Annotated in this window: 29 protein-coding genes; 4 read left to right on the top strand and 25 right to left on the bottom strand. The window is 69.7% G+C overall.

The genetic code is table 11. The annotated features are described in order from the left end of the window. A complete protein-coding gene (locus VNR19_RS10615; RefSeq protein WP_325726560.1) occupies positions 1–864 on the bottom strand; it encodes an alpha/beta fold hydrolase in 864 nt (287 codons plus the stop codon). Positions 865–1,031: 167 nt separating this feature from the next. On the opposite strand from VNR19_RS10615, the gene VNR19_RS10620 reads away from it, so the two are divergent. After that, positions 1,032–2,012, top strand: a complete 981-nt coding sequence (locus VNR19_RS10620; protein ID WP_325726562.1) for an MBL fold metallo-hydrolase — start codon at positions 1,032–1,034, stop codon at positions 2,010–2,012. Beyond that, complete coding sequence (locus VNR19_RS10625) at positions 2,009–2,818, top strand: SDR family NAD(P)-dependent oxidoreductase (RefSeq protein WP_325726564.1); 810 nt, start codon at positions 2,009–2,011, stop codon at positions 2,816–2,818. Before VNR19_RS10620 ends, VNR19_RS10625 begins: the two co-directional genes overlap by 4 nt. 27 nt (positions 2,819–2,845) lie before the next feature. Here VNR19_RS10625 and VNR19_RS10630 read toward each other — a convergent pair whose 3' ends face one another. From VNR19_RS10630 to VNR19_RS10655, 6 genes are all read right to left on the bottom strand, one after another. Further along, positions 2,846–4,318, bottom strand: a complete 1,473-nt coding sequence (locus VNR19_RS10630; RefSeq protein ID WP_325726566.1) for an aldehyde dehydrogenase family protein — start codon at positions 4,316–4,318, stop codon at positions 2,846–2,848. 21 nt (positions 4,319–4,339) lie between these two features. Then, a complete protein-coding gene (locus VNR19_RS10635; RefSeq protein ID WP_325726568.1) occupies positions 4,340–5,494 on the bottom strand; it encodes an acyl-CoA dehydrogenase family protein in 1,155 nt (384 codons plus the stop codon). A gap of 171 nt (positions 5,495–5,665) precedes the next feature. Beyond that, positions 5,666–6,343, bottom strand: coding sequence for a GntR family transcriptional regulator (locus VNR19_RS10640; protein WP_325726570.1), 678 nt, complete (start codon positions 6,341–6,343; stop codon positions 5,666–5,668). Positions 6,344–6,429: 86 nt separating this feature from the next. Continuing rightward, entirely contained in the window at positions 6,430–7,572 is a 1,143-nt protein-coding gene (locus VNR19_RS10645; RefSeq protein WP_325726572.1) for a CaiB/BaiF CoA transferase family protein, read from the bottom strand. Next, a complete protein-coding gene (locus VNR19_RS10650) occupies positions 7,569–8,375 on the bottom strand; it encodes an HpcH/HpaI aldolase/citrate lyase family protein (protein ID WP_325726574.1) in 807 nt (268 codons plus the stop codon). The genes VNR19_RS10645 and VNR19_RS10650 overlap by 4 nt, the downstream gene beginning before the upstream one ends. Position 8,376: 1 nt before the next feature. Beyond that, complete coding sequence (locus VNR19_RS10655) at positions 8,377–8,973, bottom strand: MaoC family dehydratase (RefSeq protein WP_325726576.1); 597 nt, start codon at positions 8,971–8,973, stop codon at positions 8,377–8,379. A gap of 306 nt (positions 8,974–9,279) precedes the next feature. Between VNR19_RS10655 and VNR19_RS10660 the strand changes: the two genes are divergently transcribed. Continuing rightward, positions 9,280–10,140 carry an alpha/beta fold hydrolase gene (locus tag VNR19_RS10660; protein WP_325726578.1) on the top strand — a complete coding sequence of 287 codons (861 nt, stop codon included), beginning with the start codon at positions 9,280–9,282 and terminating at the stop codon, positions 10,138–10,140. A 128-nt stretch (positions 10,141–10,268) separates the two neighbouring features. Here VNR19_RS10660 and VNR19_RS10665 read toward each other — a convergent pair whose 3' ends face one another. The 5 genes from VNR19_RS10665 to VNR19_RS10685 all read right to left on the bottom strand — a co-directional run bounded on the left by VNR19_RS10665 (position 10,269) and on the right by VNR19_RS10685 (position 12,007). After that, on the bottom strand, positions 10,269–10,517 hold the full coding sequence (locus VNR19_RS10665; protein WP_325726580.1) for a hypothetical protein: 249 nt from the start codon (positions 10,515–10,517) through the stop codon (positions 10,269–10,271). Next, a complete protein-coding gene (locus tag VNR19_RS10670; RefSeq protein ID WP_325726582.1) occupies positions 10,517–10,642 on the bottom strand; it encodes an HTH domain-containing protein in 126 nt (41 codons plus the stop codon). Before VNR19_RS10670 ends, VNR19_RS10665 begins: the two co-directional genes overlap by 1 nt. A gap of 88 nt (positions 10,643–10,730) precedes the next feature. Continuing rightward, on the bottom strand, positions 10,731–10,916 hold the full coding sequence (locus tag VNR19_RS10675; protein WP_325726583.1) for a hypothetical protein: 186 nt from the start codon (positions 10,914–10,916) through the stop codon (positions 10,731–10,733). A 78-nt stretch (positions 10,917–10,994) separates the two neighbouring features. After that, positions 10,995–11,438, bottom strand: coding sequence for a hypothetical protein (locus VNR19_RS10680; RefSeq protein ID WP_325726585.1), 444 nt, complete (start codon positions 11,436–11,438; stop codon positions 10,995–10,997). A gap of 140 nt (positions 11,439–11,578) precedes the next feature. Further along, on the bottom strand, positions 11,579–12,007 hold the full coding sequence (locus VNR19_RS10685; RefSeq protein WP_325726586.1) for a DUF6884 domain-containing protein: 429 nt from the start codon (positions 12,005–12,007) through the stop codon (positions 11,579–11,581). Between the two features lie 82 nt (positions 12,008–12,089). Here VNR19_RS10685 and VNR19_RS10690 point away from each other — a divergent pair, with 82 nt between their 5' ends. Then, positions 12,090–12,956 carry a restriction endonuclease gene (locus VNR19_RS10690; RefSeq protein ID WP_325726655.1) on the top strand — a complete coding sequence of 289 codons (867 nt, stop codon included), beginning with the start codon at positions 12,090–12,092 and terminating at the stop codon, positions 12,954–12,956. A gap of 3 nt (positions 12,957–12,959) precedes the next feature. Here VNR19_RS10690 and VNR19_RS10695 read toward each other — a convergent pair whose 3' ends face one another. From VNR19_RS10695 to VNR19_RS10755, 13 genes are all read right to left on the bottom strand, one after another. Further along, a complete protein-coding gene (locus VNR19_RS10695) occupies positions 12,960–13,427 on the bottom strand; it encodes a hypothetical protein (protein ID WP_325726588.1) in 468 nt (155 codons plus the stop codon). 90 nt (positions 13,428–13,517) lie between these two features. Continuing rightward, positions 13,518–13,736, bottom strand: coding sequence for a hypothetical protein (locus VNR19_RS10700; RefSeq protein WP_325726590.1), 219 nt, complete (start codon positions 13,734–13,736; stop codon positions 13,518–13,520). A gap of 41 nt (positions 13,737–13,777) precedes the next feature. After that, the gene (locus VNR19_RS10705) at positions 13,778–14,461 is read right to left on the bottom strand and encodes a TadE/TadG family type IV pilus assembly protein (RefSeq protein WP_325726592.1); all 684 of its coding nucleotides are present in this window, start codon (positions 14,459–14,461) and stop codon (positions 13,778–13,780) included. Then, complete coding sequence (locus VNR19_RS10710) at positions 14,458–14,901, bottom strand: hypothetical protein (protein WP_325726594.1); 444 nt, start codon at positions 14,899–14,901, stop codon at positions 14,458–14,460. The genes VNR19_RS10705 and VNR19_RS10710 overlap by 4 nt, the downstream gene beginning before the upstream one ends. A 56-nt stretch (positions 14,902–14,957) precedes the next feature. Beyond that, the gene (locus VNR19_RS10715; RefSeq protein WP_325726595.1) at positions 14,958–15,398 is read right to left on the bottom strand and encodes a hypothetical protein; all 441 of its coding nucleotides are present in this window, start codon (positions 15,396–15,398) and stop codon (positions 14,958–14,960) included. 225 nt (positions 15,399–15,623) lie between these two features. Continuing rightward, on the bottom strand, positions 15,624–16,094 hold the full coding sequence (locus VNR19_RS10720) for a hypothetical protein (protein WP_325726597.1): 471 nt from the start codon (positions 16,092–16,094) through the stop codon (positions 15,624–15,626). Between the two features lie 104 nt (positions 16,095–16,198). Further along, entirely contained in the window at positions 16,199–16,681 is a 483-nt protein-coding gene (locus VNR19_RS10725) for a hypothetical protein (RefSeq protein WP_325726599.1), read from the bottom strand. Beyond that, on the bottom strand, positions 16,678–18,741 hold the full coding sequence (locus tag VNR19_RS10730) for a type II secretion system F family protein (RefSeq protein ID WP_325726600.1): 2,064 nt from the start codon (positions 18,739–18,741) through the stop codon (positions 16,678–16,680). The genes VNR19_RS10725 and VNR19_RS10730 overlap by 4 nt, the downstream gene beginning before the upstream one ends. Then, on the bottom strand, positions 18,738–19,910 hold the full coding sequence (locus VNR19_RS10735) for a type IV pilus twitching motility protein PilT (protein ID WP_325726602.1): 1,173 nt from the start codon (positions 19,908–19,910) through the stop codon (positions 18,738–18,740). The genes VNR19_RS10730 and VNR19_RS10735 overlap by 4 nt, the downstream gene beginning before the upstream one ends. Further along, the gene (locus tag VNR19_RS10740; RefSeq protein WP_325726604.1) at positions 19,900–21,054 is read right to left on the bottom strand and encodes a GspE/PulE family protein; all 1,155 of its coding nucleotides are present in this window, start codon (positions 21,052–21,054) and stop codon (positions 19,900–19,902) included. The genes VNR19_RS10735 and VNR19_RS10740 overlap by 11 nt, the downstream gene beginning before the upstream one ends. Next, complete coding sequence (locus VNR19_RS10745; protein WP_325726606.1) at positions 21,054–21,428, bottom strand: hypothetical protein; 375 nt, start codon at positions 21,426–21,428, stop codon at positions 21,054–21,056. Before VNR19_RS10745 ends, VNR19_RS10740 begins: the two co-directional genes overlap by 1 nt. Further along, positions 21,425–22,405, bottom strand: a complete 981-nt coding sequence (locus tag VNR19_RS10750) for a ParB N-terminal domain-containing protein (RefSeq protein WP_325726608.1) — start codon at positions 22,403–22,405, stop codon at positions 21,425–21,427. Before VNR19_RS10750 ends, VNR19_RS10745 begins: the two co-directional genes overlap by 4 nt. Then, a complete protein-coding gene (locus VNR19_RS10755; RefSeq protein ID WP_325726609.1) occupies positions 22,402–23,151 on the bottom strand; it encodes a hypothetical protein in 750 nt (249 codons plus the stop codon). Before VNR19_RS10755 ends, VNR19_RS10750 begins: the two co-directional genes overlap by 4 nt. Positions 23,152–23,169: the final 18 nt, after the last annotated feature.

A 23,169-nucleotide genomic window follows, 5' to 3' on the forward strand; every position in this document is an offset into this window, starting at 1 on the left:
TCAGCGTCCCAGAAAGTTCAGAGCCGCCGGGTTGAAGAGCTCGGGGTCTTCGAAGTGCGGCCAGTGCCGCACTTCCGGCATCTCAAAGACCTCCGAGTGCGGAATGAATCCGGCCACCTGCCGCGCGGTGTTTTGGTACTCGCCGTGGTCTTTGCCGGACGCCACGACCATCGTCGGGGCGCTGATCTGGCTCCACTGCTCCGGGCTGAGGAGGTTTCGCTCGCGCGTCTCGTAATTCTGTAGGGCGAGCAGGTGGTCGATCGTCGCGCGCGTGTCGGGGCGCCGGTAGATCGCCTGGCGTAGGGCGATCAGGTCGGGAAGGCGGCGCTCCTCCTCGGCGATCAGGTGGACGAACATCGCCTTGATCGACTCCCAGTTCGGGTCCTCGACCGCCTTCGTCCTCTCTGCCCGGATTCGGGCCATGTTGTCCTCAGTTGCGATCAGGCCGGCGGGAGACATCAGGATGAGCTTGTCGACGAGCTCCGGATGCTGCTGGGCGATTTTCGCGCACACCCAGGCGCCGAGGGACATACCGACGAAGTGGGCGTGCTTAACCCCGAGGCGCGACAGCACGCCGCGGACGTGGTCGACATACACGCTGATCTCGTAGTCGTAGTCCGGCTTGTCGGTGAAGCCGTTGCCGATCATGTCGATCGCGATGCACCGATACGTCGAGCTGAGCGCGCCGATCGTGGGCGCGAACGTCTCCCAATGGCCACCGGTGCCGTGAAGCAGGATGACGGGGTGCCCGTCCTCCGGGCCGGCAGTCGCGACGCGCGTGCGTACCCCGTCGACGTCCAGCCACCGCTGGCAGAACTCCTGCTCGGCAAGCATCAGCCACAAGCTTTTGTACTCGGTCACCATCGCCCTTTCCCATCGACCTCCGGCATCGGCGCCGGAATCGTATCAATCGTCCCGATTCAATATATAATGTGTAGTCCGTGGTGAGGATATCGCAGAAGCCTCTGATCGCCAAGGGATCAGACAGCGAGCCACGACCCGCGCCATCCAGCGATGAACACGGAGGTCCTGTGAGAGCCGTCGGCACCGAGTTCGTCGCAGCGTTCGGAGAGCCGCACGCCGTCCGTGACGACGTGTGGATGATTCCGCTGCCGGTCCTGCACGCGCAGCCGAAGCACAGCCTCGCGTACGTGGTGCGCGACGCCGATGGCGGGCTTCACGTAATCGATCCGGGAGAGGACCGGCCGGAGAACCGCACGCTTCTCGAGGCGGCCCTCGACCGGCTCGGCGGTGTGCGCCGCGTGCAGGAGATCTTCGCGACGCACGCGCACGCCGACCACCTCGGCGCCGCGGCCTGGCTCGCGCGACGCGCAGACGCGCCGGTCATCATCTCACGCGCCGAGGCGCGGTCGATGGCGCCTGCCGCCCCGCACGAGCCCGACCGGCAGGCGGGACGCAACATCGACTGGGGCGTACCCGCAGATCGGCGCGACGAACTGCTGGTGGCGGCCCAGCAGGCACACGGCAGGCCGGTCGCCGCCCCCGACCTCCTGGTCGACGACGGCGAGCTGCTGGCGGTCTCGGGGCGACGCATCAGGGTGCTGGCCACGCCCGGCCACACCGCAGGCCACGCGTGTCTCGTCGACGAAGATCAGGATCTGGTCTTCACCGGTGACCTCGTGCTTCCGCGCATCAATCCCGGGTTCGGGCTCGGCGGAGACAGCGACGATCCGCTCGGCGACTTCCTCGCCTCCCTCGAGCGCATCTCGGAATACGATGCCGAAGCCTGCCCCGGGCACGAGCAGCCGTTCCACGGTCTGGGTGCGCGGTGCCGCGAGATCAGCGCGCATCATCTGCGCCGCAGCACCCGGATCGCCGAACTCCTCGGCGAAGCGGAGGCGCCGGTCTGGGAGGTCGCGACCCAGCTGGAGTGGCGCACGCCGCTCGAGCGGATGCGCGGCGGCTATCTGCGTTCGGCCCTGCTCCAAGTATCAATGCACGTCGACCACCTCAGCGCCGCACCCGCACCCGTCACGGAGGGTTCGGAATGAACCCTCCTCTGATCGACCTGACCGGCCGCCGCATCCTAGTGATCGGAGGCGGTCAAGGCATGGGTGAGGCGACATGCCTCATGGCCGCACGCGTTGGCGCCTCGGTCGCGGTACTCGATCGCGAGGCGTCCCCCGCCACGCACGTCGCAGAAGCGGTGGAAGCGAGCGGCGGCAAGGCCGTAGCCATCACCGCCGACGTCCTGAACGATGAGGACCTCGCCGAGGGCATCCGGACCGCCCACGATCGTCTGGGAGGACTGGACGGGCTCGTGACCATCGTCGGGCGCGCCATCTGGTCACCACTGCTGGAGATGACGCGGGACGAGTGGCAACTCACCCAGGACATCAACCTCCGCTACGTGTTCGTCGCCGCGCAGCGGTTCGCGCAGTCGCTCGTGACCGATGGGCATGGTGGATCGATCGTGCACGTCGCCTCGGTCGATGGCATCCGCAGCGCCCCCGAGCACGCCGGCTATGGCGCAGCGAAGGCGGGGCTGCTCGACCTCACGCGCAGCGCCGCGATCGAGTGGGCCGCCCACGCCATCCGCGTCAACGCGGTCGCGCCCGGCGCGATCGTGTCGCCCCGCATCCCGCTGCGCAGCGCGAGCGACGAGCACGCGCTGATGAGCAGGGTGCCGCTCGCACACCGCGGGTCCGCCGACGACATCGCCGGAGGCGTCGTCTACCTGCTCTCCGACCTCGCACGGTACGTCACCGGGCACACCCTGGTGATCGACGGCGGGCTTCTCGCAGTAGGGCCTCTCGAGTACGGCGACGAGCGCTCGCGGCTCGGCGCGCATCGCTGAGGGCCCGCACGCGGCGGCGCCCGGCGATCACGCGGTCGGCCTTATGGTGACGAACTTCACGTCCGTCATCTCCTCCATGGCGTAATGCGGGCCCTCCCGCGTGTTCCCGGAGTCCTTGACGCCACCGTAGGGCTGCAGATCGACGCGCACCGTCGGCGCGTCATTGATGTACACGCTGCCGAACTCCAGACGACGGGTCGCCTCCAGCGCGTGCGCGATGTCGTCCGTGAACACCCCGGCGTTGAGCCCGAAGTCCGAGTCGTTGGCCTGGGCGAGCGCATCCGCGAAGTCGTCGAACGCGACGATGGTCACGACCGGCCCGAACACCTCCCGGCACTGCACGCTCATCTCGGGCGACACGTCGCGCAGGATGGTCGGCGATACGACGGCGCCGTCTCGTTCGCCGCCGATGACGACCGTCGCGCCGCCCTGGCGCGCCTCCTGGATCCAGGACTCGATCCGCTCGGCTTCGCCGCTGTTGATCACGGCCGACACGTCGACCGTCTCATCCAGCGGGTCGCCGACGACCAGGGTGCTCACCATCTCCGCGAGCAGGTCGGTGAACCGGTCGACGTGCGCACGGTGCACGAAGATCCGCTGCGTCGAGACGCACGACTGGCCGGCCTGCACGAAGCCACCGAACGCGGCCGCCTCGGCCGCCGCCCGCCAGTCGGAGCGCTCATCGACGATCAGCGGCGCGTTGGACCCCAGCTCGAGCCGCACCTTCTTGCGCGGAGCGGCCGCGGAGATCCCCCACCCGACCGACGGCGAACCGGTGAAGGTGACGTACGCCACGTCCGGATGCGTGGACAGCGGCACCCCAACCTCGCTGCCGCCGCCCGTGACGACGTTGAGCCAGCCGGCGGGCAGGCCGACGTCGGCGAAGAGCTGTGCGAGCAGCAGGGCGGATACCGGCGTCTGACTCGCGGGCTTGAGCACGACGGGGCAGCCGACCGCCACCGCGGGAGCCACCTTGTGCATCACCAGGTTGAGCGGGAAGTTGAACGGCGCGATCGCCGCGACCACGCCGATGGGCACCCGGAGCGTGTACGCGAGCTTCCCCTCACCCGAGGCGACGGCATGCACGGGCACCGTCGAGGTCGACTGCGTCCGCGCCTCCGCCGCGGTGAACCTGAGGGTGTCGACCGCGCGCGAGACCTCGCCGCGCGCGGTCTTGATGGGCTTCGCGCACTCGAGCGCGATCGCACGTGCGAAGGTCTCCGCGCGCTCGACGAGAGCCACGGCAGCCGCGTCGAGAATCTCGATCCTGCGGCTCAACGGCAGGGCGCCCGCGGCGTGCACGCGCGACGCGGCCGCGACTGCCCGACCGACATCGGCGGCGTCGCCCTTGGCGACCTCCACGACCAGGCGCCCGTCGAACGGAGAGCGCACCTGCTCGACCCGCCCCGTGCCGCTCGGCGCCCACTCGCCGTCTATGTACAACCCGTCGAAGGAGAACTCGGCGGTCTCCGTCTGCTGGTCGGTCGACGTCATCGTCATCCCACTCCTCTATCGATCGGATCAGATCCCACCGCGGGCGATGACCTGGCCCGCGATGACGTTCTTCTGGATCTCGTTGGTGCCCTCACCCACGATCATGAGCGGCGCGTCGCGGAAATACCGCTCCACGTCGAATTCCGTCGAGTACCCGTATCCGCCGTGGATCCGCACGGCGTTCAGGGTCACCTCCATCGCGACCTCCGAGGCGAAGTACTTGGCCATGCCCGCCTCCATGTCGCTACGCTGGCCGCTCTCGTACCTCTCGGCCGCGTATCGCACGAGCTGCCGCGCAGCGGTCAGCTTCGTGGCCATCTCCGCGATGTAACCCCCGATCGCCTGGTGGCGCCAGATCGGCTTGCCGAACGTCTCGCGCTGCTGCGCGTAGGCGACCGAGTCCGCGAGCGCAGCGGCGGCGACGCCGAGCGCCCGCGCCGCGACCTGGATCCGACCCGTCTCCAGGCCCTTCATCATCTGCGCGAAGCCCCGGCCGGGGACGCCGCCCAGGATGGCGTCGGCAGGGATCCGGTACTCGTCGAACACGAGCTCGCAGCTCTCGACGCCCTTGTATCCCAGCTTCGGCAGGTCGCGTGACACGGTGAGCCCAGGGCCGTGCTCGACGAGCACCACCGACATCCCGGAATGCGCCGGCTGCGCGGCGGGATCGGTCTTGCACAACAGCGCGATGACCGACGAACGGCGCGCGTTCGTGATCCAGGTCTTCTGCCCGCGGATCACCAGGTCGTCGCCGTCGCGTCGCGCGATGGTCGTCATCGACTGCAGGTCCGACCCGCCGCTCGGCTCCGTCAGCGCCATGGTCGCGCGGATCTCGCCGGTCGCCATCCGCGGCAGATATCGCCTCTTCTGCTCCGCGGTGCCGTAGTCGGCCAGCAGCTTCGCGACGACCGTGTGGCCTCCCATCGCGCCGGCGAGCGACATCCAGCCGCGCGAGAGCTCTTCCGTCACCGCCGCATAGGCGGGCATCGAGATCGGCATCCCTCCGTGCTCCTCGGGGACCGCGAGCCCGAAGATGCCGATGTGCTTCATCTGCTCGATCCACGCCTCGGGATACTCGTTGGCGTGCTCGACCTGACGGACAGTCGGCTTCACATCTCGGTCGACGAACTCACGGATCGTCTGGACGAGAAGTCGCTCCTCGTCGTTCAGGTGGTCGCTCATTGTGCCTCCATCGCCACGCAGCGTCCGCTTCGAACCGCCTCAGATTCGAAGTCGGTCCATTCGAAGTCGGTCCCTGCAGTATATATTGTATATCTCACGGGGATGCAATGTGCGCCCTGGAGCGATGCCATGCGGCGTGATCGGCGATCGCCGCCCGGAGGCGCGAAAAGCTCAGGCGAACTGCGTGGCGTGACTCTGCAGGCGCGCGTCGACGTGCGCCGCCAGCTGCTCCCCGGCGTGCTCGATGTGCGCGACCATCTCCGCGCGCGCGCGGTCGGCATCCCCGGCGATGACCGCCTCGAGCAGCCCGCTGTGATCGTCGATCGTCGTCTCGGGCCATCCCTCGATCGACGCGTAGAAGCGGCGCGGCGCATAACGAGAGAGCAGCTGGATCACCCAGGCGAGCCGCGGCGCGCCCGCCGCCAGGTTGATCTCGCGGTGGAAGCGATGGTTCCACTCCTCGAGCGCGTTCAAGTCGCCGCGCTCCGCTGCGGCGATGAGCTCAGCGTGGATCTCGCGAAGGCGCTCGCCGAGCGCGGGCGTCGCGTTCCGGGCGGCGCGGGCCGCGAGCTCCCCTCCGACCATCGACTGCATCAGGAACATGTCCCGGATGTCCGAGCCGCTGATGCGCGCGACGGTGAAGCCCCGGCGTGGCGCGAGCTCGAGGAAGCCCTCGGCGCGCAGGGCCTGCAGCGCCTCGCGCGCGGGCGTCGACGAGATGCCGAGCTCCGCCGCGACGGCCTCCGGGCGCACGTGCGCCCCGGGTGCGAGCGTGCCGGACGTGATCTGATCGCGGACGTACGAGGCCACCTCATCCCCGAGCTGTGGTCGCGCCGCCACTGATGTCATCTCAGATCCCCCGTCTGCCTCGTGACCACCCGGTCATGATGCATTATACTCAGGCCGACCGGCGATCCGCTGGACATCTGCATTTCTCAACCCGGATCCTCCTGCCATTCCGCGAGGATCCGCGCGGTGTGCTCGCCCAACGAAGGCACCGGGGCCATCCGGTACTCCCAGGGCGCCGTGACCGGCGGAACCATCACCCGGATCGGACCGACCGGCGAGCCGACATCGTGCCATCGGTCCCGCGCCTCGAGCTGAGGATGCTCGGCGAGCCCATGCAGATCCCGCAACTCGGCGTTCGCGATGCCCGCCGCGTCCAGACGAGCGAGCGCCTCCGCCCGCGTGATGCCGGCGAACAGCGGCTCGATGACCGCCTGCAGCTCAGCACGGTTCGCCACCCGACGGGCGTTGCCGGCGAATCGCGCGTCGTCCACGATCTCGCCCATCCGCAGCACCTCGACGCAGAAGCGCCCCCACTCGCGCTCGTTCTGGACCGCGAGGAAGATCGCGCCGTCCGCGCATGCGAAGGGGCCGTAGGGGGCGATGGTCGCATGCGCCGCGCCGGTGCGGGGCGGCGCCTCGCCGCCGTACCGGGCGTACAGGTACGGCTGCCCCATCCATTCGGCGAGCGCCTCCAGCATCGACACCTCGATGACCTGGCCCGCACCCGTGCGCCCTCGTTGCAGCAACGCCGACAGAACACCCGTGTACGCGTACATGCCGGCCGCGATGTCCGCTATGGACACGCCCACCTTGCTCGGCACATCCGGGGTGCCCGTGATCGACAGCAGGCCCGCTTCGCACTGCACCAGGAGGTCGTACGCCTTCTTGTCGCTGTACGGTCCCGTCGAGCCGTATCCCGAGATCGACACGTAGACCAGCGACGGGTTCAGCCCGAGCGCCTGCGTGGGGCCCAGGCCCAGCCTGTCCATCGCGCCCGGGGCGAGGTTCTGCACGACGACATCGGCGCCGACGACCAATCGGCGCGCGGCGGCGAGGCCCGCCTCGTCCTTCAGGTTCAGGACGACGGATTCCTTGGAGCGGTTCAGCCAGACGAAGTAGCTGGCGAGCCCATCGACCTTGGTGTCGTACCCGCGCGCGAAATCGCCGGAGTCTCGCTCCACCTTGATCACGCGGGCGCCGAGATCCGCGAGCTGACGCGTGGCGAACGGCGCCGCCACGGCCTGCTCGAAGGCGACGACGGTCAGACCGTCCAGCGGCGGAGCGATCATGCGCCCTCCTCCGCGCGTGCCAGCACGCGCCGCGCCCGTTCCAAGACGGGCAGATCGATCATCCGGCCGTCCAGCGCAGCGGCGCCGTCGCCCTCGGCGGCGGCGAGCACGCGACGGGCTTCGCTCGCCTCGCGCTCGGTCGGCCGGAAGGCGGCGGCGACGACCGGCACCTGGGCCGGATGGATGCAGAGCTTGCCGCCCATCCCGAAGCGCCGCGCGAGCCCCGCCTCAGCAGCGACGGCGGCGGCGTCCGCGATCGCGAGGCTCGGCGTGTCGAGCGGCGCGGCGATGCCGTGCGCCCTGCTCACCGTGACCAGCCTGGATCTCGCATAAGCGAGGACATCGGGATCCGGGCTGGCGTCGATGTCCAGGCTGAAGTCGACGGCACCGAATGCCAGGCGCGCGACGCCCTCCGCGGCCGCCAGCTCGGCCGCTGCCTCCAGCCCGGCTGCGCTCTCGACGAGCGGGACGACCGGGCAGCCGAGCGCCGAGACGACCTTCGAGACGGCATCCGGATCCTCGGCCTTCGCCAGGATCACGGCAGCCGGGCGGGCGTCGGCGCTGCTCAGCGCGTCGAGATCGCGCAGCCCCGCGTCGTCGCCCACCGAGCTGACCCTCACGCTGAAGTCGCCCCGCGCGACCGCGGCCGCCGCGGCGGCGCGCGCTGCGGGCTTGCGTGCGGCGTCGACGGCGTCCTCGAGGTCGATGATGACGGCGTCGGCGCCTGACGCCACCGCCTTGTCGAAGCGGTCCGGGCGGTCGCCGGGCACGAAGAGCCAGGTGCGGGCCAGATCGCTCGCCATGTCAGACATCGAGCACCGACGGGAGACTCGACTCGTCGGGCCTTGGGGTCGGGTTCTCCGGTGCGAAGCCGCGGCGGTAGACCATGAAGGTGCGCTTGTAGGAGATGACGATGGCGCCGTCCTGGTTGTAGCCCTCGGTCGCCACCGTCACGATGCCGACGTTCTCCCGCGACCGCGACGTCCGCTTCTCCAACACCTTGGATCTCGAGTAGATCGTGTCGCCCGCGAACACGGGAGTCGGCAGGCGCACCTCGTCCCACCCTAGGTTGGCCATGACGTTGAACGACAGGTCGATCACCGATTGACCGGTTACGAGCGCCAGGATGAAGGTGGAGTTCACCAGCGGTCGCCCGAACTCGGTGACCGAGGCCATGTTGTGGTCGAAATGCACCTTTGCGGTGTTCTGGGTCAGCAGCGTGAACCACTGATTGTCGGTTTCGGACACCGTCTTCCCGAGCGGGTGGTAATAGACGTCGCCCGGTTCGAAGTCCTCGAAGAATCTCCCCTTCCATCCATCGACACCCATTCGCTGTCCGGACGTGACCACGGAATGCTCGTCACTCATCGGAAATCCTCTCTGCTGCTGCACGCTCGCCACTCAATATTATATACAATGAGATGGCAACATGGCGGCTTGGCACACGGCGGTCAGCCCGCAGACACGGCGCATCTCTACGCGCACCACTTGCAGGTCCGCGCGGAGTGTGCCCTTGGGTTTTCGCGGTAGTGAGACCTCCCCTAGAAAGTGATTCTCTTCGCGGAAGATGTCAAACCCTGCCGGTGGAGGCGTCTGCGGACCGTAGCCGCCCTCAGGGACGACACCGCCCGCCTGCGCGCGTGGCTCGCCCTTCTCGCGCTCAACGAAGTCGCCGTCCCGCTCGTCGACGAGCTCAGAATGTCTTGGATGAACATCTCCGCGAAGCCTGAGCGTCGCCTGGCGCTCTCCTCGGATGGCACCCCGGTCGCGTTCACCGTCGTGGGCAGCGGGCCGGCGGTACTGCTCGCTCATGGGACGGGGCTGTCGGAGGTGGTGTGGCGGGGCCTGGGGTATACCGCTGCGCTGGAGGGGTTCAGAGTCGTGGGGGTGGACCTTCGGGGGCATGGGCGAAGTGGAAAGCCGCACCGGCCGCGGGACTATGCGCTCGCCACCCAGGCCGACGACCTCGTGGCCGTGCTGGATGCCGTCGATGCCCCGAGGGCGCATGTCGTCGGGTACTCCCTGGGGGCGTGCATCGGGTTCCATCTTGCAAGCCGTCGCCCAGAGCGTGTGTCGGCTTTCGTGAGCCTGGGCGGACGCTTCGGAGCGCTCGCCGGTGGAGCCGATGCGATCTTCTCCCCTGACGCCGTTGCGACGCTGCGCACACAAGGCATCGACGGGTTCCTGAATGCGTGGGCTGCCTATCGAGGCGCGCCCGTGGACTCCGGCACAGCACTCGCATTCAGCCAGAACGACCCGCTCGCTCTCGCGGCCCTGCTCGGATCGCTGGAAGGCGAGCCAGGGCTCGCCCCCGAACATCTTGCGGCGATCACCGCGCCCACCCTGCTGCTGACCGGCGATCGGGACGCGGTCGGAATGCGTGATGCGCACGAGGCCGAACGTGCCCTACCGCGGGCGACGACCACCGTTGTCGCAGGTACCGATCATGCCGCTCTGCTAGCCGATCCTCTGGCCCAGGCCGTCACCGTCCAGTTCTTACAGCATCAACGTGACGGGTCTGCCGGCGCCTGTTCACCGGGAGGAGCGCGGTGCGGCGGCACATGGTGATCAGGTCGGCGGGGTGCGATCGCTTCGGACGCGAGGCGCCCTGCCCGGCCGGCTACTCCCGCGGGTAGCGCCCTCCGGCACATACCCGCGCACAGACCGGGTTGCCGCAACGGGCATCGTGCACTCCTTCATTCCTGCTCTCTCACCGGCGTGAAGGGATTCGTCTTCGCAACGTGCAGCATCGCGTAGGTGATGGTGTCCGTCTCAGCCAGGACCGCCAGCGAGAAGTAGTGCCGCTGTGCACGCGCGGCCTCCAGGCAGGTCAACTGCCCGCGGATCCCGTGGTTGGGGCATCCGCCCTTGCTGCGGCACCCCGCTTTGAACCCAGCTGTCGTGCCGTGCTGCGCCCGCTCGAGGATGTCCAGGGTGCGGCTCATCACGCCGCCCTCCGCCCCGGCTCGCTCCGGTCCCGCTCGATGGTGCGCGTGTCGACCTGGAACCGCTCGGCCAGATCCTTCGCGCTCATCGTGGTTCTCGTCTCGTCGGCGGGCTTGGACGTCACTCATGTACGAGGCTCGACCGACCGGGTTGCGTCGGTGTTGCACCCGGTGTTGCGCCGGGTGTTGCGCCGGTATTGCACGGGCCTGCCGTCAGGCGGCAGCGTGCTTCTTTACCTGCTCGAGGTGCATGCGGTACTCGAACCGGACCTCTCGCTGGTTGGATGCGGACTCTTCCCAATCCCCGCACTCGCAGGTACCGGTGCTGCTGGACTCAGCGCCGCGCTCGCCGCTCCACTCCAGCTTGAGCGCGTGTCCCTTGATGCGGATTCCAGCCATGATGCTCCTTCGTGCGTCGCCGCGGTTGTCGTCGTCGTCGGGGCTGACTCACACATGCGCGGTGGCAGGTGCCGCCGGTCACGCCTCTCGTGCGTCGTGCTCGTCGAGCGCTGTGACGACGATCTCCGCGATCCTCTCGGGGCCTTCGGCGAACTCGCCGAGCGGGATCGCCGCGAGCGCCCGTGCGACAGCCTGCACCCGGTCGCCGACGGAGACCGGGCGTTCCCACAGCGGCATGCCGCCGTCGTCGGTGCCCCAGAACTCGAGCTTCACGTCCGGTTGGTCGACGTGGGTGCCGAAGGAGAACCAGCCGACGGGCGGACGTGTGAGGGTGCGCTGCAGTCGCTCATACGGGCCGCGGTACGGGTCGTTCTGCTGACCGGTCCCCTCCTCCGCGAAGACCTTGATGGTGCGGCCGTCGTCCTGCACATGGATCTCGGCGCCTCGGGTGTAGCGGCCACCGAACACGCGGCCGCTGTTGTCGATGACCTCGATCCGGGTGACGTTCGGGTGCCGGGTCACCGTCGGCGGGGTGCTCGGCCCAGGGCCGAACACAGCCGCGTGCCGTGCGGCGGCCTTCATAACGTTTCTGGCATCCGCCTGCCGCTGCCGCTGACGATCGGGCATAGGGGGTCTCCGTTCTGTTCTCTGCGGGGTCTCCCCTATGCGTGGATGGCGTTCAGCTCGCGGGTGAGGAACCCGAGCTGCTCCCCGATGCCGAGGCCCTTCATCGGGATGTCGATGGGCAGCGTCGTGCGCCACCGGATGGTCTGGTACTGCTCGCCGGCGAGGACGACCAGGTGCGGGTCGTCGAACGCAGCCGCGGCCTCCTCGATCTGCCGGGCGGTCTCGGTCGCCCAGTCCCAGATGGGCGGCCCAGTGACCTTGTCGCCGAGACGGACGTTGTACGGGTCGAGCACCTCGTCGGGGTGGACGAGGTGGTGCTTGGCGCTGAGGATGAACCACACGTCGCAGGTGGCTTGGGCGTACGCGGACGCCTTCCGGAACAGCTGCGACACGTACAGATCACGGGCTGGTGCGGGGCGCTGCAGCTTCTGTGCTGCGCAGCCGACGAGGCCGATGCGGGTCATGGTGTTGCTCCCTTCCGCGGTCCTCATGCGCGGGGTGGTCCCGGCGGATGTCGCGGCGTGCCCGTACGATCACCGCGTGGTGATGACGTGGCGGGAGGCGGAGGAGCTCGCGGCCGCTCACATGCGGTGGCTCGGGTTCGACGACGCTGCGGTGACCGGGCCCGGCACCGACGGCGGCCTCGACGTGATCGCCAGCGGCGCGGTCGCGCAGGTGAAGCACCACGCATCTCCTGTCGGCGCGCCCGACGTGCAAAGGCTGCGGGGCGCGGCTTTCAACACGTACAACGCGCTCTTCTACTCGTCATCCGGGTACACGCCCGCCGCTATCGCTGCGGCGCAGCGCACGGATGTCGCCCTGTTCCGCATCAACCTCGACCGCACGGTCACGGCTATGAACGACCGGGCGGTGGAGCTGCGGCCGCCACCGCCACCGTCGGCGCGTGAACTGGAACGTCGCGAGGTGTGGGCGGTCCTGCAGCCTCAGCGGCTCCGGCAACGCGCGTGGCTCGACGCGACGCTGCCCAGGCTGGCGGGTGTCACGCCGCTCCTGAGCCGGGGAGACCTGTACAAGTGGCAAGTGAACCCGAGTGCCGTCGTCGAGGCCGTGCGCGCTCAGGCGCGAACCTGCGGCTCCGCGCTCATCAACGTCAGTGCCGACCTCCGCACAGACGCGCGGGCAGAATCTCAGGCGGACCTGTTCGCGGAATACCCCGAAGCTCGCGAACGGTACCCGCAGCTGAACGACCAGTTCCAGGACCTACCCGCACTGCTGAGGCGGGTCCACGCGCAGGCGGCTGAACTCAACCGGCTGGAAGCGTGGGCGGTGGCACAGGTCCGTTTCCCGAAGGTCCTCGCTTCCCTTGTGCGCGCGGTCGCGCGAGACGAGATCACCCAGGACCCCGACGAGTGGGTAGGCATCCCCGTGGACGTGGTGCTGCCGGGGGTCTGACAGTCAACCCACGGGCGTGTACACGAGTTGGGCGCCGGCGGTGCAGGAGTCGCCGCTGACGGGTGTGGGGACGCCTGGTGGGAGGCCACCGGCGGCGGCGATCGCGGCGAGCGGCGTGCTCCCGGTCCCTTCGACGTCGGAGGCGCTGGTGCGGGCGAGGTAGGTGCCGGAATCGCTCTTGCCGACGGCGGCGTACCCGATGCCGAGCGCGGCCGCGGACACGCACAGGGGCCGTTCCGCGGGCAGGTCGCGGCCACGCACGGTGCCTGCCTTCTCTTGCAGTTGGTTGCCGTTCCAGTAGCTGCGAGTCTTGAGGAGCGCTCGCTCCTCGAGCGTCTGCACGAACGCCAGGTCCGCGGAGACCGCGGAGTCGTGGGCTTCGTCGATCCACCCGGGCACCTGGATGATGCCGAACGCGGCGGTCATCGCGGTGATGGTGATCGCGCCGAGCGCGACGAACGGGTGGGACACGGCGGGTGCCTTTCAGGGCGTGGCGGGCTCGCCTTTCACCCTGCGGCGACCTGCCGGGCGTGCTCGATGTCGGCGACGGTCTGCGCGGGGTCAGTCGGCGTCGGCGACCAGCACGTACCCGGTGTTGTTCGGGCGGATCCGCGTTTGGCGGCCGACCGCACGCTCGCGCTCCTGCGGTGGCGCGGCGGTGCGGGCGGTGAGCACCTTCACGGTCGCGTGTGTCGCGTCGACGCTCACGACCTCGACGGTGCGCCCGCGGGAGCGCACGTCGTTGTCGGCCCACACCTGGCGGGGCTTCACATCGGTCATCTCGTCCTCCTTCGACCGGGTCATGCGCGGTGCGGTGGTGTTCACCGCGCAGGCACCGGGGTGCGGGCGGTGGCGCGCAGGTCGCGGGCGCCGATGAGCTCCTGCATGACGGCGTCGAACCGGACGGTCGCCACGCGCGTGTCGCCCCACTGTCCGTCCGTGAGCCCTGCGGGCTTCGGTTGGGACGCGGGGACCCAGTGCCCGAACTCGAACCCTGGGACGTCGGTGAGCTCTCGGCCGTGCGCGTTGTGCATCGTGAACCCGGCACCGAGCTCCAGGCCGGTGAGGGCGGACTGGATGGTCGCGGCCACCGGGGACGCGCACGACGCGGCCTGGTGCCGCTGCACCGTCCGGGTGAGGGACGCGAGCGATCCGTCGTCCGCCACCGTCCAGATGACGGTGACGCACTCGGGGAGGATGTCGGCCGGGTTCGAGAGGGAGGTGGCGGGGACCGCGGCCGGGTCGATGACGGTGGTCACCTCGTCGTCGGACCAGGTGATGGTGGCGGCGGAGGAGACGGCGTTCTCGAAGTCGTCGAGCATCGTCTGCGCGAGGACGGCACGGTCCATCGCCTCCGTGAGGCTGGCGCCGGTGCGAAGCGCGGTGATGGCGGCGGTGCCCATCACGATGAGCAGGATGGGCGCGATGATCAGCACTGCGATGTGCGTGTACACCCAGCCGCGCTCGTCGCGCAGGAGGCGGCGGAAGCTGTTCGTGCCCGTCATCCGGTCACCACCGTCCGGTACGGCTCCCACACGGTGCGGGTGGGAGTGCTGGCGCCCGCGTCCTGCCACACACCGTCGGTGAGGATGAGCGGGGTCCTCCGGAGCTCGACCGTGTAGGACCGGGTCTGCGTGCGCCCGCGGGTGGTGGTGACGTCGAACGTCACCCGGCAGTCGCTTCCTGCGGCGGTGGCGGTGTGGAAGTCGATGTCCTCGTGCGGGGTGGCGAAGTAGCCCGTCGGCGAGTACATCGGGTTCGCCATCTGCGTGGCGAGCGCAGCGCACGTGGTCCGCAGGTTCAGGTCGGCTTGCAGCGCGGCGACGGCGGAGCGCACCTGTGCTGCGGCGTTCCGGTCCGCGTCCGCGGTGCCTTTCGCTGCGGCGGCGGTTGCTATGGACGCGGCGACGCTGGCGATGATGATGACGCCGATGATCGCGAACACCGGGGCGAGGGTCGCCCCTCCTCGGGTGTCGCGGAGCAGAGCACGGAGCCGGCCGATCACAGTCCCGACCCCACGTCGGCGACCAGCTCGGTCGCGAAGAAGCATCGCCCGTCGGCCGGTGCGCAGTCGGCGTACCCGATGTCGGTGGTGCGGCTGACGGTGATCGTCACCCGGGCGGTCCGCGCGGACGGGTTCTTCTCCACCTCGCGGTGCGCGACGACCTCCGTGCGCTCGTCCGGGTGGAGGGTGATCTCGGCGCTGTCCGGGAGGGTCGTCAGGTGCGAGTAGCCGCGGGCTGTGTCCGCGTAGAGCGCCTCGTAGGCGGCGTCCTCGAGCGCGGCGTTCCGTCCGTACAGGCCGGCGGTGACAAGCCCGGTGATGAGCCCGGACGCGACGCCGACGCTGACGATCGTGAACACGGCGGCACCGCCGACGACGAGCGCGGGCGCGTTGCCTCGCTCGTCTCGCTTCAGCGTGCGGAAGATGCCGGTCATCATGTCGGGTCCTCTATGCGCCGGGAGCGAAGGAGAGGCCAGGTGCGACTGCCCGATCGCACCTGGCCCCTTGTGAGCCCTTGCGGGCCCAGCGGCAGACCTCAGCAGAGGTCGTGCGGCTCGGAGGCGCCCATTGCCTCCGGGTCCGCGAGTTCTGTGGAAGGGGCCAGGCGAGTGCCCACCTCACCTGGCCCCTGACGCCGGACGTGCCGGCGGACTGAGTCAGCCTTACGGCGTGATGCCGAGGTCGGCGAGCGTGATCTCCTCGAAGCCCGCCGCCACGACGCCGAGCTCCGTGTTCAGGTCGGCGAGAGCGTCGGCGACGACGCCGGCGTGCTCCGACAGCTCGACCTTGACGATCTCGCCGCCGTTGACACGGCCGAACAGGTTGCCCGACTCGGACGCGATGGCCACGACGTAGTCGGTGTCGTTGTCGGCGACCTCGATGTGGACCGTCTCGGCCGCGACGTTGATCACGACACCCGACTTCGCGCCCTCGGCGCCGGTCAGGTCGGCGAAGTCGAGGGCCTTGCCGCCGGTCGAGAGCGCTGCCGCCTCGCCGATGGTGACCTGGTCGATGTCGTTGTACACCGACGCGTCCTTGGCCGAGTTGACCCAGCCGGGGACCTGCAGGATGCCGAACGTCGCGGTGATGATGCTGACAGCGATACCACCGAGAACGAGGAACGGGTTTGCCATGTGTGAATCTCCTTATGAGGGGACAGATGAATGCCGCTACCAAGGAGGGTCAGGCGACCGCATCGCCGGTTTTGGGGTGCGTTACGCGCCCCAATGAGGTGCGATCAGAGGACGGTGGCCGCGGCGAGCGCGAGCGGGGCGCCAGCTGCGACCGGTGCGTGACGGTTCCCGAGAGCGGCCGCCCAGGCGGCGGCGGTCCCGAACAGGAACACGGCGAGCACGGTGACGTGCGCGAGCGCGGACGACAGCGTCTGCCCGGTGGACGCGACGGCCAGGGCGAGGGACGGGATGAACTTCACGTCTCCCCCGCCCAGCAGGTCCCATTCGTACGCGGCGAGCACGGCCGCTGCCACGATGAGGGCCACGGTGACCGCGAGCAGCGGGAACCCGAAGCTCGCCCACACGCCGATGGCTGCGACCGCGGTGGCCGCGGCCAGCAGGTTCGGGATCCGCATGTCCCACGCGTCCGCGACAGCTGCGCCCGCGGCAGCGATGAGCAGGCACGCGAACGGGGCGCTCTGCCCGGTGACGACAGCAGCGAACGTCGTCACCCAGAGAGCGGTGACGGCGAGGCCGGTGCGGGTCATCCGGTGTACCCGAGCGTCTGGCCGAAGATCTCCAGCGGCGGGATGGTCACGATCGTGGCGGTGAGCATGTAGACGATGGTCGAGTAGCCGGACACCTGCCGGACGACCTTCTCGACCGCCTGCTCCCCTTCGATGCGCGCTTCCTTCTGGTACGTGTCGCGGAGGTGGCGGATGGCGGGGATGGTCTGCCCGGTGCGCTGGCCGGTGGCCAGCAACGCGCGGGCCAGGCGCGGGAACATGTCGTCGTCGAGGAACTGCGCGAACGTCTTCTCGCCCGTGGTGAGCCCGTTCGCGGTCGCGCGCAGCTGCCGCTTCACGGCCCGGTTGCTGACGGTGGATGCCGCGCCGAGCAGGGTCTCCCGCTCGGTGGCGCCGACGGACAGGTACGAGTCGATGATGTTGAACAGCTGGAACGCCTCATTGGACTGCGTGGCCTTGCCGGTGAGGGGTGCGCTGAGCTTGAACCGGTCGATGGCGGTGCGCACGCGGATGTCCCAGCGGCCGTGGAGGTACCACCAGGCGAGGATGGCGGCGGCGACCGCACCGAGGATGCCGAGGACCCAGACGGTGACGTCGCTGAACGTCAGCACCATCTGCGTGAACATGCCGATCGGCATCTCCATGCCCTCGTACATCTCGACGAACTGGGGCATGACCATCCACGCGGTCAGGAACAGGACGCCGAGGGACAGGATGGCCAGGAGGATCGGCTCGAACAGCGCGTTCCGCATCTTCCGGGAGTTGTCGTTGCTGGTGTCGAGCAGTTCGACGGCGGTGCGCAGCGCAGCGCCGGGCTTGCCGGTCTTCGCGCCGACGCGGAGCATGTTGTGGACGATCGGCGGGAACAGCCGCTCGGGCTCGAACGCCTCCACGAGCGTCATGTTGTCCTTGACGAGCCGGTCGTAGATGCGGTCGTACGCGTCGCCGATGCGGCCTCCGGCGAACTCCTCAGCCATCATCTTCACCGCCTCGATCTCGGCGGGGTTCACCTCGAGGACGATGGACAGCGACCGGACGGAGTTGGCGATCTCCATGGGCTTCGGCTTCGACGTGCCCTGCCAGAAGCCTTCCTTGCCGCCGTTGCGGCGGACCGCGTCACGGCGTTTCTGCCGCTTCTCCCACTCCTTCTGGGCCTTCTGCTCTCGGCGGGCGCGGGCGCGGGCCACATCCGCCTCGATCTTCTCCTCCTGCGCAGCCTCCGCGAGACGCTTCTTCTCCCGCTCGCGCTCCTCCCGCGCGACTTGCGCGAGGCGCTTGCGCTCGGCCGCGTCCGGCTTCGCGGCGCGGCGGGCCTTCGCCTCCGCCTTCCGCTTCGCCCGCAGCTCCTTCTTCGACAGCTGCGACTCGTCCTCGGCGTCGCCGTCGGCGTAGGCGGTGGAAGACCACGCCTCCTCCCACGCGGCGACCTCCGGGGCGATGCCGGTGCCGTTCTCGTCGGCGGGCGCCTCCCACGTGTCGTCGGTCCACGTGTCATCGGCCGGACCCTCGACATCGGCGGCGGCGTCCTCGACGGGTGCCTCGTCGGCGGTCTCGGTGGCCGTCTCGGGCTCGGGCTGCTTAGGCTTGCCGCCGAGCGTGGCGAGCATCCGCGCCCACAGTCCCCGCTTCACTTGCGGCGCGGCCCGCTCGGCCTCCTCCGCGGGCGGTTCGACGTCGTCGAGGTCGCGCTCGATGGCAGGCTCCTCGACGTCGAGTCCGATGTCCGCCGTCTCGACGTCGAGCGTGTCAGCGGTGGGCTCGACGTCGGGGACGTACACGTCACCGCCGGTCGCCCAGTCAGCGAACGGGATCGGGGCCAGCTCGCCGGTCGTCGGTGCGGGGCCGTCGAAGTCCTCGGAGACGGTGCGGCGCGGTGCGACCTCCACCGGCGCGCCCTGCATGGGCGCGTGCGCGTGGTTCCAACGGGGCAGCTCGAACGGCTTGACCGCCGGGATGGTCTCGTCGGGGACGTCGAACTCGCCCCACGGGAAGTCGAGCGGTTCCGGGGTCGCGTAGGTGCGCTGGCGGCGCTTGCGCCAGTATTCGCGGCGGGTCTGCTCGAGGCGCTCTTCTTCGCTCATGACCGTACTCCCATGCGCGCACGCAGCTCCTCCGGCTTGAGGGCCTTCTCCAGCGCGACCTGGGCGGTGATCTTCCCGCCGCGGTACAGCTTGAGGAGGTCGTCGTCGCGGGAGAACGTCCCCTCGCTGCGGCGGACCTCGCTGGAGAGCATGATGGCGCGCAGGTCACCGCCGGTCTCCCGGTCGGCGAGCTTGGAAGCGATGACGGAGTCCACCTTCAGCAGCTCGCGGACGGGGACGACCTTCCCGCTGGTTGCGGGGATGAGCTGCTGGACGACGACACCGCGCAGCGCGACAGACAGGGTCTGGGCGACCTCGTTCTGCTCGTCGGACGGGAACGCGCCGATGAACGACGCGATCGCCTCCGGCACCGCCGAGGCGTGCGAGGTGGCGAGCACGAGGTGGCCTTCGACGGCGGATTCGAGCGCGGCCCGCTTGGTGACCGGGTCGCGGAGCTCGCCGAGGAGGATGATGCCGGGCTTGGAGCGCTTCGCGGTCTGCAGGCCCTGGAAGAACGAGTCGACGTCGGTGTGGATCTCCCGCTGGCTGATGAGGGACTTCTGGGAGACGTGCACGAACTCGATGGGGTCTTCGAGGGTGTAGATGTGGCGGGCCTGGGTGCGGTTCACCAGGTCCACGAGCGCGGCCTGCAGCGTGGACTTGCCGGACCCGGTGGGACCCTCGAACAGGATGAGCCCATCGGTGTTGTTCATCACCATGTCGATGAGAGCCGGCGGGACGGGGTTCTCCTGGAAGCGGGGGCCGTCGATGACGGGCGGCTTGCTGGGCAGCAGGCGGACGTTCAGCGCGTACCGGCCGCCGTGGGAGTGCTGGCGCCGCCACGTCATGCGCAGACGGAGGCCGATGATGTCGAGGGCGACCTCCAGGGTGCCCTTCTTCCCGAACGCGAGCTCGCGGGCGCCTCCTCGCTCGGCGCCGAACGCCTCCGCCCAGTGCAGCAGCAGGTTGTCGGTCATCTCGATGCCGGTGCGGTGCTCGGCGGCGTTCTCGTGAACCCACACCTGGTCGCCGCCGACGAACTGGATGTCCGACCCGTTCGGGTGCTTCGCGATCGCGGCGCGGAGGATCTCCTCCATCTTCTTCGGGGATGCGGCGACCGCCGCCTTCCACGCTTCGTCCCCGTTGGCCTTGTCCTGCTCAATCGACACCGAGCACCCTCCTCACTTCGCGGAGGTCGGTGACCCCGGCGTCCACCAGCTCCTGCGCGCATGCGCGCAGCGTGACCATGCCTGCGTCGGCGGCGACGCGGCGCAGCTCCGTCATCGACTCCCCCGCGGCGAGCGCGGCGGTGAACTCGTCGGTGAGCAGGAGCACTTCGTGGATGGGCTGCAGGCCGCGGTAGCCGGAGCTGTCGCACGCGCCGCAGCCGGCGCCTGCACAGGCGGTGCAGAGCTTGCGGAGCAGACGCTGGCTGATGACGGACCGCAGCTGCGCGCCGAGGGTGCGCGGCTTCGCGTCGGCGAGCTCCATGAGCTGCATGACCGCGCCGATGGAGTCGTTCGCGTGGATGGAGGAGAGCACCTTCGCGCCGGCGTTGCCGATCTCGAGCGCGGCGGATGCCTGCTCGTAGTTGCGGATCTCGCCGATCATGAGCACTTCGAGGTCGCTTCGGCGCAGACCGGTCAGCACCTCGGGCCAGCCGTTGCCGGCCTCGCTGTTGATGTTGATCTGGTCGACGCCGGCGATCTCCATCTCGACCGGGTCCTCGACGGTCCATACGGACACGTCCGGGCCGCCGAGCTCTCGGACGAACGTGCGGAGGGTCGTGGACTTGCCGGAGCCCATGGGACCGGCGACGAGGACGAGGCCGTTCGCCATGCCGATGGCCTGCTCGACGAGCTCACGGTTGCGGGCGTTGAACGCGAGGTCGTCCATCGTCGCGGCGGCGTCTGTGGCGGGAAGACGCAGCGACAGGGTCTCCCCCGCGTAGGTGGGGAACACGGCGACACGGATGTCGACCTTCCGTGCTTGACCGCCGGTCTCCTTGTACGGGTACAGGCCGTCCAGGGGTGCGATGGCGGGGCCGGAGCCGATGCCGGCGGTCGCCTTGATGTGGGTGACGAGGATCTCCGCGTTGCGGCCTTCGACCTCGCCGACCGGCTGCATGGTCCGGTTGATGCGGGCGCGGACCTCCAGCTTCGAGTCCGTGCCGCCCTGGCCGAGTGCGACGTACTCGGGGTCGCGGTTCAGGCGGATCTGGATGTCGGACCAGCCGTTGTCCATCGCGGCGACGACGACACGGTCCAGCCACGGCTTCGGGCCGTTCGCGCCGGTGAAGTCGATTGCGGCCATCACGCCCCCTTCGGGGCGGCGGCGTGGAGCGCGGCGATCGCCTCGATGTCCTGCACCGCGGTCAGCAGCGTCTTGTACGAGGCGGCGGGCCCGTGGTGGCTGAGGAGCTTCCCGCAGGTGTCGCACGCCAGCTCACGGGGGTGCTTGCCGGAGACGAGGATGATGTGGTCGGACGCGTGGGAGACGTCGTACGCGCCCTTCGAGATGTTGTTGAACAGCACCTGCGGGTCCACCCGGGTGACCTCGCTGAGGAACACGTAGCTGGTGTCCAGCTCCTTCACCACGGCGGGGTCGTTCAGCAGCGGCGACTTCCTGAGCGCGTCGAACGTGTCGGCGACGGCTTCGGAGAACGCGATGTGGATGTCGTTGGTCATGGGTGGGTTCCCTCGGTGAGTGCTTCACGGAGCTTGGCGGCGAGCGTTTCGAGTCGGGCTGCAAGGCCCGTCCAGGTGTGCCGCTGCTCCTCGGTCAGGTGTCCGTCCGACGTGAGGGTCGCGGCCGCGAGGACCGCCTCCTCGCCGTGTTCGATGAGCTCCTCTATGCGCGAAACGTCGCTGAGGACCCGGTACGCGGAGACTGCTTCAGCCGGCTGTCCGAACAGGGACGACATCGCTTCCAGCTGCGCCTGACGGGCGTCGGCGGGCAGGGCGTCCAGCTGTGCGGCGACGGTCGCCTGCGCGTCCGGCGTGGGCAGGGACGCGAGTGCGGGGTACTTCGCGACGGCGTCCGCAGCGCGGGCGGCGGTGGTCACCTGCTGCAGGACCCGGTGGACGGGGACGCCTTCGACGTCGATGCGGGTGAGCCCTTCGGCGGCTTCGCGGCGCACGTGCATGGGGCGGGTGACGTCCTCGGCGACCCGGACGATCTGGTCGACGCGGTCCATGGTGGTGCGGGAGACGCCGGTCTCGGCGACGGCGAGCTCGGAGGCCCAGTTCTTCCGTCGCTCCGCGAGCGGCGCGCCGGTGCGGCGCTGCTGCGGCTTGGCGACAAGCTCGCGCAGGCGGCGGCGGGCGGCGGCTGCCTGCACGGGCGTGTACTGGGTGCGCACGCCGTTCGCGGCCAGCTCGCGGCGCAGTCGCTCCGCGTCGTCAGTGGCGGTGACGGGGTTCTGGTCGATGATGACGGGGATCTCGTCGACGCCGAGCTGGTCGAGGGCTGCGAGTCGTCGCAGTCCGTCCACGAGGTGGTTCTGCTCGTCGATGAGGACGGGGTACAGCAGCCCCAGCTCCTGGATGGACGAGGTCAGCTCGTCCAGCGTCTCCGTGTCGATGCCGCGGACCCGTTCGCCGATGACGATCTGGTCGCGGGCGATCGTGCGGTGGCAGGGGTTGCGGACGGTGACGGTGCTCACGCGGCCGCCGCCGAGATGAGGGTGAGCAGACGCGACGAGATGTGCGGTTCGACGGCGGGCGCGGGGTGGCCTGCGGCGGCGAGCTGGACGACGCCGGGGAGCCCGGCGGGGGTGCCGAGGATGATCTCGACGAGGGTCCTCCACTGCTCGCCGGTCAGGTGCGCGCCGACGACGGTGTGCACCCGCTCGGCGCGGGCGATGGAGGCGCGGGCGGACGGGGAGCCTTCGAGGGAGTCGCTGAGCACGTCGATGACGATCAGTCGGCCGTCCTCGTCGAACCCGGCCATGGTGAGCACCTGGTCCAGCGCGGCCTTCGCCCGGACCAGGCGCGGGTCGGAGACCGACACCTCCACGTACTCGACCTCGTCGGCGGCGAGGTCGTTGTCGTCGAGGGAGGTGACGCCGGCGGCGGCGCGGGTGGAGGTGCGGCGGACGGCGGTGGCGGAGGTGACCTTGCGGGCTGCTTCCTGCTCGCGCGCGAGCGCGTGGCGGACGGCGGTGCACGTGTACGCCCACAGGTCGGCGGCCTCGTCGGCGAGCAGCTCATCGTCGAAGGTCAGCCACACCTCGAACGCGTACGAGAGAGCGTCTGCGGGGTCGGCGCCGACCCGCAGCGCGAGCGGGGTGAGCAGCTCTAGGACGCTGTCGAGCACGAGGCGGGCGGCGGGGGTGGACCACCAGGCGTGGTCTTCGCGCCCGGCGAGGATCGCGTGGCGGAGGTTCGGCTCCGCGGTGGGCGTGGGCATTGGGCGTACCTTCGGTCG

It is taken from the genome of Microbacterium sp. (assembly GCF_035556355.1).
Taxonomy (GTDB): Bacteria; Actinomycetota; Actinomycetes; order Actinomycetales; family Microbacteriaceae; genus Microbacterium.

Bases quoted from the DNA above. Each gene is read 5' to 3' on its own strand.
- VNR19_RS10755 (WP_325726609.1), bottom strand. From the start codon at position 23,151: ATGCCCACGCCCACCGCGGAGCCGAACCTCCGCCACGCGATCCTCGCC.
- VNR19_RS10635 (WP_325726568.1), bottom strand. From the start codon at position 5,494: ATGAGCGACCACCTGAACGACGAGGAGCGACTTCTCGTCCAGACGATC.
- VNR19_RS10705 (WP_325726592.1), bottom strand. From the start codon at position 14,461: ATGACGGGCACGAACAGCTTCCGCCGCCTCCTGCGCGACGAGCGCGGC.
- VNR19_RS10730 (WP_325726600.1), bottom strand. From the start codon at position 18,741: ATGAGCGAAGAAGAGCGCCTCGAGCAGACCCGCCGCGAATACTGGCGC.
- VNR19_RS10650 (WP_325726574.1), bottom strand. From the start codon at position 8,375: ATGGCGAGCGATCTGGCCCGCACCTGGCTCTTCGTGCCCGGCGACCGC.
- VNR19_RS10660 (WP_325726578.1), top strand. From the start codon at position 9,280: ATGAACATCTCCGCGAAGCCTGAGCGTCGCCTGGCGCTCTCCTCGGAT.
- VNR19_RS10615 (WP_325726560.1), bottom strand. From the start codon at position 864: ATGGTGACCGAGTACAAAAGCTTGTGGCTGATGCTTGCCGAGCAGGAG.
- VNR19_RS10645 (WP_325726572.1), bottom strand. From the start codon at position 7,572: ATGATCGCTCCGCCGCTGGACGGTCTGACCGTCGTCGCCTTCGAGCAG.
- VNR19_RS10700 (WP_325726590.1), bottom strand. From the start codon at position 13,736: ATGACCGATGTGAAGCCCCGCCAGGTGTGGGCCGACAACGACGTGCGC.
- VNR19_RS10740 (WP_325726604.1), bottom strand. From the start codon at position 21,054: ATGGCCGCAATCGACTTCACCGGCGCGAACGGCCCGAAGCCGTGGCTG.
- VNR19_RS10685 (WP_325726586.1), bottom strand. From the start codon at position 12,007: ATGACCCGCATCGGCCTCGTCGGCTGCGCAGCACAGAAGCTGCAGCGC.
- VNR19_RS10630 (WP_325726566.1), bottom strand. From the start codon at position 4,318: ATGACGATGACGTCGACCGACCAGCAGACGGAGACCGCCGAGTTCTCC.
- VNR19_RS10720 (WP_325726597.1), bottom strand. From the start codon at position 16,094: ATGGCAAACCCGTTCCTCGTTCTCGGTGGTATCGCTGTCAGCATCATC.
- VNR19_RS10640 (WP_325726570.1), bottom strand. From the start codon at position 6,343: ATGACATCAGTGGCGGCGCGACCACAGCTCGGGGATGAGGTGGCCTCG.
- VNR19_RS10625 (WP_325726564.1), top strand. From the start codon at position 2,009: ATGAACCCTCCTCTGATCGACCTGACCGGCCGCCGCATCCTAGTGATC.
- VNR19_RS10690 (WP_325726655.1), top strand. From the start codon at position 12,090: ATGACGTGGCGGGAGGCGGAGGAGCTCGCGGCCGCTCACATGCGGTGG.
- VNR19_RS10715 (WP_325726595.1), bottom strand. From the start codon at position 15,398: ATGATGACCGGCATCTTCCGCACGCTGAAGCGAGACGAGCGAGGCAAC.
- VNR19_RS10745 (WP_325726606.1), bottom strand. From the start codon at position 21,428: ATGACCAACGACATCCACATCGCGTTCTCCGAAGCCGTCGCCGACACG.
- VNR19_RS10675 (WP_325726583.1), bottom strand. From the start codon at position 10,916: ATGGCTGGAATCCGCATCAAGGGACACGCGCTCAAGCTGGAGTGGAGC.
- VNR19_RS10725 (WP_325726599.1), bottom strand. From the start codon at position 16,681: ATGACCCGCACCGGCCTCGCCGTCACCGCTCTCTGGGTGACGACGTTC.
- VNR19_RS10665 (WP_325726580.1), bottom strand. From the start codon at position 10,517: ATGAGCCGCACCCTGGACATCCTCGAGCGGGCGCAGCACGGCACGACA.